The sequence below is a fragment of the Pseudonocardia humida genome, assembly GCF_023898865.1.
In the GTDB taxonomy this organism is placed as follows: domain Bacteria; phylum Actinomycetota; class Actinomycetes; order Mycobacteriales; family Pseudonocardiaceae; genus Pseudonocardia; species Pseudonocardia humida.
Genome location: NZ_JAGSOV010000062.1, coordinates 85,014 through 98,028 on the forward strand (window position 1 = coordinate 85,014; position 13,015 = coordinate 98,028).

At 75.7% G+C, this 13,015-nt stretch carries 14 protein-coding genes; 3 read left to right on the forward strand and 11 right to left on the reverse strand.

Annotated features, from left to right (window positions below):
- The first annotated feature begins 220 nt into the window (after positions 1-220).
- Positions 221-706 (forward strand): hypothetical protein, encoded by a 486-nt coding sequence (locus tag KDL28_RS29385; protein WP_252443817.1) that lies wholly within the window; start codon positions 221-223, stop codon positions 704-706.
- A 59-nt stretch (positions 707-765) separates the two neighbouring features.
- Positions 766-1,662 (forward strand): CAP domain-containing protein, encoded by an 897-nt coding sequence (locus KDL28_RS29390; protein WP_252443819.1) that lies wholly within the window; start codon positions 766-768, stop codon positions 1,660-1,662.
- A gap of 454 nt (positions 1,663-2,116) precedes the next feature.
- On the opposite strand, the gene KDL28_RS29395 is transcribed toward KDL28_RS29390, so the two are convergent.
- Both KDL28_RS29395 and KDL28_RS29400 read right to left on the reverse strand, forming a co-directional pair.
- Positions 2,117-2,845 (reverse strand): class I SAM-dependent methyltransferase, encoded by a 729-nt coding sequence (locus KDL28_RS29395; protein ID WP_252443820.1) that lies wholly within the window; start codon positions 2,843-2,845, stop codon positions 2,117-2,119.
- A gap of 104 nt (positions 2,846-2,949) precedes the next feature.
- Positions 2,950-4,278: an aminotransferase-like domain-containing protein gene (locus tag KDL28_RS29400; protein ID WP_252443822.1), complete on the reverse strand. Its 1,329-nt coding sequence runs from the start codon at positions 4,276-4,278 to the stop codon at positions 2,950-2,952.
- An 82-nt stretch (positions 4,279-4,360) separates the two neighbouring features.
- Here KDL28_RS29400 and KDL28_RS29405 point away from each other — a divergent pair, with 82 nt between their 5' ends.
- The gene (locus KDL28_RS29405) at positions 4,361-5,140 is read left to right on the forward strand and encodes an alpha/beta fold hydrolase (protein WP_252443824.1); all 780 of its coding nucleotides are present in this window, start codon (positions 4,361-4,363) and stop codon (positions 5,138-5,140) included.
- A gap of 186 nt (positions 5,141-5,326) precedes the next feature.
- Here the strand turns inward: KDL28_RS29405 and KDL28_RS29410 are convergent, their stop codons facing one another.
- The 9 genes from KDL28_RS29410 to KDL28_RS29450 all read right to left on the reverse strand — a co-directional run bounded on the left by KDL28_RS29410 (position 5,327) and on the right by KDL28_RS29450 (position 12,994).
- Positions 5,327-7,096: an FAD-dependent oxidoreductase gene (locus tag KDL28_RS29410; RefSeq protein WP_252443826.1), complete on the reverse strand. Its 1,770-nt coding sequence runs from the start codon at positions 7,094-7,096 to the stop codon at positions 5,327-5,329.
- Positions 7,097-7,276: 180 nt separating this feature from the next.
- The gene (locus KDL28_RS29415) at positions 7,277-7,975 is read right to left on the reverse strand and encodes a hypothetical protein (RefSeq protein WP_252443828.1); all 699 of its coding nucleotides are present in this window, start codon (positions 7,973-7,975) and stop codon (positions 7,277-7,279) included.
- A 13-nt stretch (positions 7,976-7,988) separates the two neighbouring features.
- Entirely contained in the window at positions 7,989-8,678 is a 690-nt protein-coding gene (locus KDL28_RS29420) for a hypothetical protein (protein WP_252443830.1), read from the reverse strand.
- Between the two features lie 5 nt (positions 8,679-8,683).
- Positions 8,684-9,616, reverse strand: a complete 933-nt coding sequence (locus tag KDL28_RS29425) for an ABC transporter ATP-binding protein (RefSeq protein WP_252443832.1) — start codon at positions 9,614-9,616, stop codon at positions 8,684-8,686.
- The gene (locus KDL28_RS29430) at positions 9,613-9,978 is read right to left on the reverse strand and encodes a GntR family transcriptional regulator (protein WP_252443834.1); all 366 of its coding nucleotides are present in this window, start codon (positions 9,976-9,978) and stop codon (positions 9,613-9,615) included. Before KDL28_RS29430 ends, KDL28_RS29425 begins: the two co-directional genes overlap by 4 nt.
- A gap of 98 nt (positions 9,979-10,076) precedes the next feature.
- Positions 10,077-10,733, reverse strand: coding sequence for a hypothetical protein (locus KDL28_RS29435; RefSeq protein WP_252443836.1), 657 nt, complete (start codon positions 10,731-10,733; stop codon positions 10,077-10,079).
- Positions 10,730-11,569, reverse strand: a complete 840-nt coding sequence (locus KDL28_RS29440; RefSeq protein WP_252443838.1) for an ATP-binding cassette domain-containing protein — start codon at positions 11,567-11,569, stop codon at positions 10,730-10,732. The genes KDL28_RS29435 and KDL28_RS29440 overlap by 4 nt, the downstream gene beginning before the upstream one ends.
- A 70-nt stretch (positions 11,570-11,639) precedes the next feature.
- On the reverse strand, positions 11,640-12,041 hold the full coding sequence (locus tag KDL28_RS29445) for a response regulator transcription factor (protein WP_252443840.1): 402 nt from the start codon (positions 12,039-12,041) through the stop codon (positions 11,640-11,642).
- Positions 12,042-12,202: 161 nt separating this feature from the next.
- Positions 12,203-12,994, reverse strand: coding sequence for a GAF and ANTAR domain-containing protein (locus KDL28_RS29450; protein WP_252443842.1), 792 nt, complete (start codon positions 12,992-12,994; stop codon positions 12,203-12,205).
- Positions 12,995-13,015: the final 21 nt, after the last annotated feature.

Here is a 13,015-nt window from a genome sequence, read left to right on the forward strand (position 1 = left end):
GAGCGGCAGTCCGCCACTCCCCGAAAGCAGTAACGACTACTCCAAATGCCGGGACGCGTCTCAGGTTCGGACCGTCCGTCGCCGACGGGCGCCGTTGGTCGCGCCCGGCTGAACCCCACCACGGCGGTGGCCGTGTCCAGGGGCGGAACGTCGAGCACCACTGAACTACGAGTGACGACCCTGCGGCCGGGACCGTCCGGCCGGGATCCGGAGGTTTTCCATGTCACGCGCCCCCGTGCTGGCCGCGGTGGCCGCAATCGCGGCCCTCGCGCTCACCTCGTGCAGCAGCGAAGGCGACGGTGTGTACAGCGGAGGCGGGAACGGCCAGGCGCCGGTGCTCAGCGCACCCAAGGGCGTCTACCTCAGCTCCAACAGCACCGGCCAGCTGGGCACGACGGTGATCGACGCGGTCGGCTTCACCGTCTACCGCTCGGACAAGGACAGCGCCGACCCGCCCACCTCGAACTGCGCCGACGCCTGCACCCAGACCTGGAAGCCGATGGTCTACGAGGAGCCGGTCGTCCTGGAGGGCGTGCAGCAGGGCGACGTCGGGCGCATCACCCGCGCCGACGGCGTCGAGCAGGTCACCCTGGGCGGCTGGCCGGTCTACACGAAGGTCGGCGAGCAGACCGGCGCCACCACCGGGCACGGCCAGGACGGCTGGTTCGCGGTCCAGCCCGACGGCGACAAGGCCGCCAAGAGCTGACCGCGGCCGCGGCGGGTCCCCGCGGGGAACCACCGCCGCGGCCGCCGAGTTGGACGGGTGTGGTCACCGAGCTGGTCGCGGGCGCCAACCTCGCGCTCCCCGGCGCCCGCGCCGGCTTCGCCGTCCCCGGCCCGTTCGACCTGTCAGCGCTGGTCCTGGGCGCGGACGGGCGCGTGGCGGGCGACGGCGACATGGTCTTCTACAACCAGCCGTCGGCGCCGGGCGTCGGCCTGCGCGGGGCCGCGATCGACGTGGCCACCGACCGGCTGCGCCCCGGCGCCGAGCGGGTGGTCGTGCTGGCCAGCCCGGAGGCCGCCGGACTCGCGTTCGGCTCGCTGCCCGCCCCCGAGCTGACCGCCACCGGGCCCGACGGTCGCCCGTTCGCCCGGTTCCGCGCCGGCGGCCTGCGCACCGAGACCGCCGCCCAGCTCGTCGAGGTGTACCGGCGGGCGGGGCGGTGGCGGTTGCGCGCCATCGGCCAGGGCTACGCCGACGGCCTCGGCGGCCTGGTGCGCGACTTCGGCGTCGACGTCGCCGAGGAGCCGCCTCCGCCCGCGCCCGCTCCCGGTGGGGGTCCCCTCGCCGAGGTGGTGGCCGCCACGAACGTCGAGCGCGCCCGCCACGGCCTGCCCGCGCTGACCGTCGACGCCCGGCTGGGCGCCGCCGCCCAGGACCACAGCGACGACATGGTCCGCCGCGCGTTCTTCAGCCACGACAACCCCGACGGCGCCCAGGTCTGGGACCGCGCCCTGGCCCGCGGCTACCGCTACCGCAAGGTCGCCGAGAACATCGCCGCCGGCCAGCGCAGCGCGGCCGATGTGGTGGCCGGCTGGATGGACAGCCCCGGCCACCGCGCCAACATCCTCGACCGCGAGCTCACCCAGATCGGCGTCGGCCACGCCCTCGGCGGTGGCTACGGCACCACCTGGACCCAGGTCTTCGGCACCCCGCTCTGACCCGGGTGAGCGTGGCCGCTGACTGACCAGGCGGTGCAGGGCGAAGCGCGCCAGCGGCGGGTACGCCACCAGCACCACCGCCGGGCCGTGGGCCGTGAGCCACGTGCGGGTGCCCGGCCCGTCCGGGTCGACGCCGTGGCGCAGGTGCAGCCGGATCGGCCCGCCCGCGCGTCCCACGCCCACCGCCGCGCGACCTCGTCGACGGCGGTGATCATGAACCGGACGGGCAGCCCCAGCGGCCCGCGGACCGTTCCGGTGACCCGGGGGCGATCCGCGCGGCCGCCGTCTCCACGCCCCGGATCTGCGGCGCCCACCCCGGCCACCGCGACGGCTGCGCGTACCGCTCCCACACGACCGGTACCGGCGCCGGACCGCTCGCCCGCGTGCTCGCCTCCACCGCCCCATCGTCGACGACGCCCCCGTTCCCGCGCGCCGAACGACCCCCGCCGGCCGGTCAGGCGGTCCGGTGGGCCAGGAACACGAACTCCCGGCCGGGGCGGTCGGGGGCGTCGCGGACCTCGTCGAGGGTGAAGCCGTGCGCGGCCAGGTCGGCCTCGACCTCGGGGCGCTCGCGGAAGCGCAGCGTCGAGTCCGAGGTCAGCACGGTGCCGTCGACGGCGAAGACGTACGTCGAGCGGAAGGTGACCAGCGGCGGGTCGACCGCCACCACCTCGGGCCATGCCTCGACCACGCCCGCGCCGGGGACCTCGACCGACCGGTACGACCGCTCCCGGGTCCACTCCTCCCACGCCCGGCGGGCCGGGTCGCGGGTCTCGAACACGAGGTGGCCGCCCGGGCGGAGGGCGCGGTGGGCGCCGCGCAGGGTGATCGCCCAGTCCGCGGGCTCGACGACGGCCTGGGCGACGTTGCCGGTCATGACGGCCAGGTCGGCGGCGAGGTCGGGCACCGCGGCGGCGTCGCCGTGGACCCAGCGCACCCGCTCGCCCCCGGGGCGCTGCCGGGCGTACGCGATCGACCCCGCGGCTGGGTCGACCCCGGTCACCTCGCGCCCGCCCGCGGCCAGGGCCACCGCGAGGACCCCGGTGCCGCAGCCGATGTCCAGCACCCGGCGCGCGCCGAGCTCGTCGGCTATGGCGGCGTAGGCGCCGAGGTCGGCCCGGTCGGCCTCGAGGGCGTCGTAGACCCCGACCAGCCGGGGGTGCTCGTAGTGCGCGTCGGGCATCGGCCGACGCTAGCCCGCCGGGCCGGCGCGCTCACCCGGATTCGGCGTCCTCGCAGAGGCTGTGCGGTCCGCGCAGAGCCCACGGCACCTGCGAGGACCCGGCGCTACTCGACCCCGGTGTCGTGCGGGTCGGTGGCGGCCAGGGCGGCCAGGGTGGCGAGCGCGGTGTCGAGGGCGGCGGTGGTGGGGCTGCCCAGCGCGAGCCGGACCGCGTTCGGGGCGTGCGAGGCGCCGACCGCGAACGCCGCGGCGGGGGTGACGGCGACGCCGCGGCGGGCGGCGGCGGCCACGAACGTCTCGGCCCGCCACGGCGCGGGCAGCTCCCACCAGCAGTGGTAGGCGGCGGGGTCGGCGCGCACGGTGAAGCCGGCGAGCCGGTCGGCGACCAGCCGCTGGCGGGCCGCGGCGTCGGCGCGCTTGTCGCGCTCGATCCCGGCGACGGCACCGTCCGCGCTCCACCGGGTGGCCACCTCGACGGCGAACGCCGTGGCGGCCCACCCGCCGCCGCGGACCGCCGCGGCGACCCGGGCGACCAGCGGGGGCGGCGCCACCAGGTAGCCGAGGCTGAGACCGGGGGCGACCCGCTTCGAGAGGCTGTCCACGACGACCGTGCGCCGGGGCGCCCACACCGCCAGCGGCGGCGGGTCCGGGCGCAGGAAGGCGTTGACCCGGTCCTCGACGGCGGGCAGGTCGAGCTCGTCGAGGACGGCGGCGATCTCGGCCCGGCGCCGCGGCGACATCGTCGTCCCGAGCGGGTTGTGCAGCGTGGGCTGCAGGTAGACCGCGCCGACCGGGCCGCAGGCGGCGAGCGCGTCGGGGCGCATGCCCTCGGCGTCGACCGCGACGGGCACCAGGTCGACGCCGAGCCGGGCGGCGATCCCGCGGACCACCGGGTAGGTCAGCGCCTCGACGGCGATCCGCCCACCCGGTCCGACCAGCGCGCTGACCGCGGCGGCGACCGCCTGGCGGCCGTTGCCCGCGAACACGACGCCGTCGGGGTCGGGGCTCCAGCCCGGGACCGACAGCACCCCGACCGCGGCCGCGCGGGCCGCCGCGGTGCCGGTCACCCCGACCGCCCGCAGTCCGACGTCCAGCGCGTCGGCTCGGAGCAATCCCCGCACCGCCCCGAGGAGCTGCTCGGCCTGGCCGGGCAGGATCGGGAAGTTGAGCTCGAGGTCGACCGCGGACGTCACGGGCTCGGTGGGCACCGGCGCCGGGTCGCCGCCCCCGGCCCGGACGAACGTGCCGCGGCCGACCTCACCGACCACCACCCCGCGCCGGACCAGCTCGCCGTACACCCGCGACGCCGTCGACACGGCCACTCCCCGGTCGCGCGCGAACCGGCGCTGGGTGGGCAGCCGGTCGCCGGGACGCAGCCGCCCCGCGCCGATGTCCTCGACGACGGCGTCGGCGAGGCGGCGGAAGTCGTCCACTATTGCTCCGAGAACATTGTCGTCATTGAGTTTCCAGAATGCACGGATGATGATCGGAGCGTCAACACCCGGAAGGACGCCCGTGCGCACACTCGCCCTGCCCGCCGCCACCCTCGCCTACGACGACCTCGGCCCCGCCACCGACGCCGCGCCGCTGCTGCTCGTGCACGGCCACCCGTTCGACCGCTCGATGTGGCGCGGCCAGCTCTCCCGCTTCGCCTCCCGCCGCGTCATCGCACCCGACCTGCGCGGCTACGGCGCCAGCACCGGCTCCGTCGAGCGCTGGTCCGACCTCGCCGACGACCTGGTCGACCTGCTGGACGCGCTGCGGGTGCCGCGGGCGGTGGTCGTCGGGCTGTCGATGGGCGGCCAGATCGCCCTCGACCTCGCGGTCCGGCACCCGGCTCGGGTCGCGGGCCTGCTGCTCGCCGACACGATGGCCGGCGCCGACCCCGACGCCCCCGGCCGCCGGGCCGCGGCCGACCGACTGCTGCGCGAGGGCATGGACCCGTACGCGGTGGAGAACCTCTACCGGATGGTCCGGCCCGGCTCGCCGGCCGCGGTCGCCGAGCACGTCCTGGCGATGATGCGCGAGACCGACCCCACCGGCGCCGCGGCCGCCCAGCGCGCCCGCGCCGACCGCCCCGACCTGCTGGCGGCCCTGGGCCGGCTGGACCTGCCCACGACCGTGGTGGTCGGCGCGGACGACGCGTTCACCCCCGTGTCCGACGCCCGCGCCATCGCCGACGCCATCCCCGGCGCCGAGCTCGTCGTGGTCGCCGGCGCCGCGCACATGCCCAACCTCGAGCAACCCGCCGCCTTCGACGCCGCCCTCACCCGCCTCCTGACCCGCATCCCCTGACCCCGCCCACGCCTCTCCCCGCCTCTCCCCGCCCCGCCCCGCGCTCGCCGCCGCCGCCCCCGAATGTCAGGAAAGCCACCATCAGGACGTCTCGTGTCCTGATGGTGGCTTTCCTGACATGGGCGGGGCGGGTGGGGGGCGGGGGGACCGGGTGGAGCGGGACCCCGGGCGGATGGGGTGGGGCGGCTAGCGGGCCAGGACCTGGGAGAGCACTCGGGAGAGCTCGGCGGCCGGGTCGTCGGAGGTGCCGGCGGAGCGCCACGCCACGTGCGCGTCCGGGCGGACCAGCACGCAGCCGGCCTCGTCGACCTCGCGGGCCCGCGCCCAGTCCTCGTACAGGTCGATGTGCTCGCGGCCGGGGCCGATCACGTGCGCGACCAGCTCGATGCCCAGCTGCTCGGCGACCTTGCCCGCCGCCTCCGCCCACGCCTCGCCGGCGATGCCGGTGAGCAGGCAGAACCGGCCCTTGCCCGCCAGGTCGTGGGTGGAGACCTTGCGGCCGTCGCGGGTGCCCAGCCAGGCGTGCGGCAGCCGGGCGCCCGGCCAGGTCGTCGGGTGGTAGTACAGCTCGGGGTCGCGGTCGAACGCCGGCTCCGGGGTGCCGTCGGGCACGACGGCGTTGGACGCGTAGCGCTGCCCGAGCTCGACGCCGTGCGCGTTGAACTCGTAGTCCTTGAGCTCCAGGGCCTTGCGCAGCGCCTCGCGCTGCCCGGCGGCCTGCGGGGTGTTGTCGGCGCGGGCGGCGATGTGCTGCTGCATGAGCTCGGGGTCGCCGCCGTCGACGCCGAGCGCGGCGAAGATCGGCCCGAACTCCTCGATGCTCTTGTTCGCCCGCAGCACGATCTGCTTGCCGATCGGCGAGCGCTCGGCGTCGTAGGAGTCCAGCAGCGCCTCGCCGGCGGTGCCGCGCAGCACGTATGCGAGCTTCCAGGCCAGGTTGTAGGCGTCCTGGATGGAGGTGTTGGAGCCCAGCCCGTTCGACGGGGGGTGGCGGTGGCAGGCGTCGCCCATGCAGAACACGCGCCCGGCCCGGTAGCGGGTGGCGTACATCTTGTTGTTGCCCCACAGCGAGGTGGAGCGGATGGTCACCGGCAGCTCGGGGTCGCCGACCAGCTCGCGGACGATGCTGATGGCCATGTCCTCGTCGACGTCGGGCGGCGGCTGGTTGATGTCGTAGCCCCAGACGATCAGCCACTCGTTCCACGGCCGGACCATGCGGACCAGGCCCAGGCCGATGCCGCCGACGTCGCTGCCGGGCTGCAGCACCCAGTACAGGACGCTGGGCCGGTGCTCGACCAGGTGCGACAGGTCGGCGTGGAAGACGATGTTCATCGAGCCGGCGATGTCCATCTGGCCCTCGAAGGGCAGCCCCACGTCGGCGGCGACCTGGCTGCGCCCGCCGTCGGCGCCGATCACGTACTTGGCGCGGATCGTGTACTCGTGGCCGGTGACGCGGTCGCGGACCAGGACGTCGACGCCGTCGTCGTCCTGGGTGAGGCCGACGTACTCGGTGTCGAACCGGATCCGGCTGCCGTTCGCGGCGGCCTGCCCGACGATGATCGGCTCCAGGAAGGTCTGCGGGATGTCGCAGTGGGTGGAGGGGCTGGCCAGCGTGTAGTCGGCCTTGCGCGCCGGGTGGGTGCCCCAGGTGCGGACCCGGCCGATCTCGTCGCCGGTGAGGCTGGTGCAGAACACGGTGTCGCCCATGAGCTCGTTGGGCGTGCCCTTGGCGATCACCTCGTCCTCGATGCCGAGGTCGCGGAAGATCTCCATGGTGCGCTGGTTGGTGATGTGCGCCCGCGGCGTGTTGGCCGTCCACCGGTACTTGGTGATCACCATGTGCTCGACGCCGAGCGACGCCAGCGCGAGCGCCGCGCCGCCACCGGCCGGCCCGCTGCCGATCACCAGCACGTCGGTCCGCAGGTCCGTTGCTCCGGTGGTGCTTGATGCCGTCACTGAGTGTGCCTCCACCACGTCTCGCCCCACGGGGGGCGGGTTCGCCTCACCCCTGGCGCAGCAGCTTGCCACTCGGCCGGCACGCAGCGCGATGGGCCCGGACCCCGCGCTCCACCCCCCGGTGAGGTGCGCGAGGCCCGGGCCCGGGTGTCGTGCGGGGCCCCCGACCCGCACGACGGGTCACGCGGAGGTGCGCCGCAGGACCAGCCAGCCGGCCCCGCCCAGCAGCGCCGCCAGGACCAGCGGGTAGCCGGTGGTCAGCGCGAGCGGGGGCTGGGCGGCGAGCCACCGCGGGATCGCCGCCCAGCCGTCGGCCAGGGTGATGAGCACGGCCGACCCGCCGAGCACGACGGTCAGGCCGATCACCAGCCCGTAGACGCCGGGCGCCGCCCACCGCGCGAACACGGCGCCGACGAACGCGCCGGCCGCGGCCAGCGCCACGAACGGGACGGCGTAGGCCAACCAGTGCAGCAGCGGGCCGGCGTCCGCGCCGAGGTGCCCCGGCCCGAGGAGCTCCAGCCCGGTCCCCCACCCGTCGGTGGCCTGCTCGACGAGTCGCAGCACGCCGAGCAGGGCGCCGTACCCGGCCGCCTCCAGCACGGCCAGCACCGCGACGGCGGTGGCGAACGCCCGCCGCGTGACCCCCATGCCCAGCACGAACCGGAAGGTCTGCGTCGCGATCTGCAGGTACCCGGTGCCGACGGTGAGGTAGAACGTGAGCCGCGCCGAGGTGTAGGCGGTCGGGTCGGTGCCCGGGCCGTTCGCCGCGAACATCGCCAGGTTGATCGCCATGACCGCGCCCAGGACGCCGAGCGGCACCAGCACTCCCAGTCGGAAGTTGAGCAGCTGCAGCCGCACGACACCGAGCACCTGGTCCATGGTCCCCACCTCCCTACGGGGTCGCCCGGCGGATGGCCAGCCAGCCGCCCGCGCCCAGCAGCAGCGCCAGGACCAGCGGGTAGCCGGCGAGCAGGGCGGGCACCGACTGGGCGGCGAACCAGTCGCCGACCGCGGGCCACCACTGGCCCCAGGTGGCCAGCACGGCCAGCCCGCCGAGGAGCACCCCGGTTGTGGTGCCGACCGTCCACAGTCCGGTCGAGCCCCAGCGCTTGAAGACCACCCCGACGAACACGCCCAGGAACGCCACCGCCACGAACGGGACGGCGTAGACCAGCCACTGCCGGAGCGGGTCGCCGGCCAGCACGAAGTCGATCGCGAAGAACCTCAGCCGCAGCCCCCAGCCGCCGGTCGCCCGCTCCAGCAGGTTGAGCAGCCCGAGCAGCACGCCGAAGCCCGCCGACTCGACCGCGACCAGCAGCGCCACGGCGGTGTAGAACGCACGCCGGGTGACGCCCATCCCCAGCGCGAACGGGAAGGCCTGGGTCATCGTCTGCAGGTACCCGGAGCCGAACACGAAGTAGATCGCCATCAGCCCGCCGGTCGTGCGGCCGGCCGGGGGCACGGCGTCGGCGAGGGTGGCGAACAGCGCCCAGTTGAAGAACCAGACCAGGAAGAGGATGCCCAGCGGCATGCCGAGGGTGATCCGGGCGTTCACGAACAGGACGCGGATGACGGCCGGCACCTGGTTCACCGTCGTCCCCCGTTCCCGTTGCCCGCCCCGACCGGGCCGTCGTCCCTGGTCCGGGCGGCAGTGGCGGCGCGCCGGCTCTGCGCGGTGCGCACCACCAGCTGCTGCAGCGACACCGGCTCGAAGGACAGCCCGGCGAAGTCCGGGCGCTCGCTCACCCCGCGCACCGTGACCCGGGCCATGCCGCCCACCTCCTCGCGGTGCAGCACGTCGTACCCGGCCACGAAGGTGCTGACCGCACCGGAGGGCCCGCTCACCGTGACCGCGTCGCCGCGCAGGCTCTCGGCGTCGCCGTCGAGCAGGACCCGGCCGCGATCGAGCAGCACCACGTGCTCGATGAGGTCGCTGACCTCGTCGATCAGGTGGGTGGACAGCACGACCGTGCGCGGGCGCTCGGCGTAGTCGGCCAGCAGCCGGTCGTAGAACAGCTGGCGGGCGACGGCGTCGAGGCCGAGGTAGGGCTCGTCGAAGATGGTCAGCGGGGCCTGCGCGGCCAGCCCGATCACCACGCCGACCGCGGACAGCTGGCCGCGGGAGAGCTTCTTGATGCGCCGGCCGAGCGGCAGGTCGAAGTCGGCGACCAGGTCGGCGGCGAAGCGCGCGTCCCAGTTCGGGTAGAGCAGCGCGGCGGCCTTGAAGGCGTGCCGGACCGCGAACCAGTCGGGGTAGCGCTGGCTCTCCTTGACGAAGCAGACCCGGCGCAGCACGGCGGCGTTCTCGTAGGGGTGCTCCCCGAACACCCGGACGTCGCCGCCGGTCTCGAAGGCCTGACCGGTCAGGATGTGCATCAGCGTGGTCTTGCCGGCCCCGTTGCGGCCCAGCAGCCCGTGGATCGTGTCCGGCGCGAGCTCGATGCTCACCTCGTCCAGCGCGGCCACCTCGCGGTAGCGCTTGGACACCCCGGTCAGCGAGACCGGGTTCGCGGCGATCATGACTCCTCCTCCCCCCACACGTCGATCATCTTCTTGACCTGCTCGACGTCCATGCCGAGCTTGTGCGCCTCCGCCATCAGCGGGGCCAGGTACTCCTGCGCGAACTCCTCGCGCCTGCGCTCGACCAGCAGCGCCCTGGCGCCCGCCGCGACGAACATGCCGATCCCCCGTCTCTTGTAGAGCACCCCGTCCGCGACGAGCTGGTTGATGCCCTTGGCCGCGGTGGCCGGGTTGATCCGGTGGAAGGCGGCCAGCTCGTTCGTCGACGGGGCCTGCGCCTCCTCGGGCAGCGTCCCGTCGACGACGGCGTTCTCGATCTGCTCGGCGATCTGCCGGAAGAGCGGCCGCCCGTCGTCCTTCACCCCGACCACCCGGCCGCCCGGCTCGTCGGTTCATTACTCATGTAGCTAACCATGCAACCCAGGAAGGGCCGCTGTCAAGCCGCCGGGGTGCCGCCGGATCAGCGGCGGGTGTCGACCCACCAGCTCAGCAGGGCCGCCGCGCCCGCGGCGGCCAGCCCGACCAGCGCGGGCCCCACCGGGATGGCGCCGCCCGAGCTGAGCGCGCGCACCGCCGCTCCGACGGGCGGCAGCCACGGCTGCACCGCCGTCACCACGACGACGGTCGCGGCCAGGCAGAACGACCAGCCGACGCGGCGCACCAGCGGGCGCGCGCACAGCAGCCCGACGGCCGTACCGGCGCTCGCGCAGGCCAGGTGGGCCACCGCGCCCATCGCGACGGTCGCGGGCGGGTACGCGTAGCGGCCGACGACGAGCGGCAGCAGCACCGCCATCGCCACCATCAGCAGGTCGGCGGCCAGCGCGACGAGCACCGTGGCCGTGGCGACGATGCCGCGTCCCCCGGCCGCGGTCACCGTGACCGCCCGCTGGACCGGGTCCTCGACGTTGGCCACGACCAGCGCGACCCACGCCGCGGCCGGGTAGATCGCCAGCGCGGACGCCGCCCACGGGGTGGGCGGCGGGCCGGGGTCGCCGCCGAACAGCACCCCGAGCACCGCCAGGAACGCCACCGGCGGCAGCAGCACCCGCTGCTCGCCGACCAGCAGGGCGAGCAGGTACCCGACCGCGGCCCCGGTGCGGCGCAGCGGGCCGCTCACCCGGCCTTCCCGACGCTGACCACCGAGCAGCCCATGGCCAGGGCGGCGGCGAGCAGCGCGTCGCCGTGGGCCGCGGCCACCCGCAGGCCCAGCAGGCCGTCCTCGTCCCAGGAGCAGGCCACGGGGGGCAGCGCGGCCAGCGTCCGGGCCGCCGGGCCCGGGCAGCGCAGCACGACCGTCGCCCAGGCCTCGGGCCCGCGCGGCGCGGCCGGCTGCTCGACCAGCACCCCGTCGGCCAGCCGGTGCGTCCGCGCGCCCGGCAGCTGCCCGGCGCGCCCGGTGTGGTCGGCGACCAGCAGCGGGCGCCCGGCCGCGACCCAGCCTGCCAACCTGCGCTCCAGCGCGACGGCGGCGCCCGCGTCGAGCGCCGTCCACGGCTCGTCGAGCACCAGCAGGGGCGGGTCCTGCGACCCACCGGCCCCGGCGCAGCCCAGCGCCTGGGCCAGCCCGACCTTCTGCAGGTTGCCGGTGGACAGCGCGGCCAACGGCCCGGCCCGGTCGCCGGTGAAGTCGAGGTCGTCGAGCACGGCGGTGGCGGCCGCGGGACCGGCGCCCGTGCCGTGCATGGCGGCGTGGTGGCGCAGGTAGGCCAGGACGGTCATCCGGGCCGGCGGGGGCATCGACTGCGGCAGGTAGCCCACGACGGCGGGGCGGCCGTCCACCCGTCCCGCGCTGGGCGATGCGCAGCCGGCCGCGATCCGCAGCAGGGTCGACTTGCCCGCGCCGTTGCCGCCGACCAGGCCGACCGGGACGCCGGGCACGATCTGAAGGTCGATGCCGGCGAGCACCTCGCCACGGCCCCGGTAGCGCTTGCGCACCCCGGCCAGCCGCACCACGCGGCCATGCTCCCGCACGCGAGCGCCCCGCGACCCGACGGGTCGCGGGGCGGATCCGGCGTGCGCGCGGTCAGGCGGCGGACGGGGAGGCCAGGTCGGCGACCCGGTCGAGCAGCTCGGCCGGGCCGAACGGGACGGCCAGGAAGGCGTCCGCGCCCGCCTGGAACGCCGCGACCCGGTCGGTGCGCGACCCGACGGTCAGCGTCGGCACCGCGGCGCCGCGCACCCGCAGCACCTGCACCAGCTCCAGCGCGTCGCGGCTCATGTCGGTGATCAGCACGTCGGGGCGGACCGCGCCCAGCACGGCCAGCGCCTGGGCCGGGTCGGGCACCGCGGTGACCTCGAGCCCGGCGGCCCGCATCGCCGCGGCCTTCGCGCGGCGGCCGTCGCCGTCGCCGTCCACGAGCAGGACGCGGGACGCGGAGCGGGGGCGGTCGGCGGGGCGGTCGAGCAGAGCGGTCGCGACGGTCATCGGGGTCTCCCGGGTCGGTGCCGATGTGGGTGGCTGGAGTTCGAGGGGCTGCTGAACTCCACCCTGTCCGCGCCACCTGAGAGGAAGCCGTGAGCCGTCTGGTGATCGGGTGAGAGGGTTGTGCGCGCCTTGTGAAGATCGTCGCGGGGCGCTTCTCGCCGTCAGATCTCGGCGCGCCGATCGACCAGCGTCTGCGCCACCTGGGAGAGCTTGACGTTCAGCGACTGGGACGCCTGGCGCAGGATGTCGAAGGCCTCGTCCGCCGACACGCCGCGGCGCTCCATCAGGATGCCCTTGGCCTGCCCGATGACGTCGCGGCTGCTGATCGCCTGCCGCAGCTGGGCCAGCTCCAGGTCGGCGGTCGAGTGCGCCATGGTCGCGCTGAGCGCGGTGGAAGCGTGCGCGGCGAGCACGAGGGCGAGGTCGCGGTCGAGCTCGTCGAGCCCGCCGACCTCCCGGGAGTAGATGTTGAGCGCGCCGTACCGGGGCGACGCACCGCCCGGGAACAACCCCACCGCCAGCACGCTGCACACCCCGAGCGCGGCGGCCTCCGGACCGAAGCGCGGGTACTCGCGGCCCGCGCCGAGGTCGGCGGAGAAGGTGACGCCCATGCCCGGGGTGCGGGTGGCCTCCACGCAGGGACCCTCGTCGAGGCGGTACTGCACCTGGTCGAGCCGGTGGGCGAGCTCGTCGGTGCGGGCGGGGGTGTGGAAGCCGTCGTCGGCGCGGAGGGTGACGCTGACCAGGTCGGCCCCCGGCACGGTGACCAGCGCGGCCTCGCAGACCCGGCTCAGCACGCCCTGCACGCTCGTCGCCCCGGCCAGGTTCTCGGCCAGCCGGACGAACTGCTCGGCGAGCGGTCCGACCACCGTGGCCAGGTCGTCGACGCTGCCGATGGGCGGGACGACGGCGAACCGCACCCGGTCCTCGCCCCATTCCTGCTCGCTCGCCACGTGCCCACCCGTTGTCGTCCG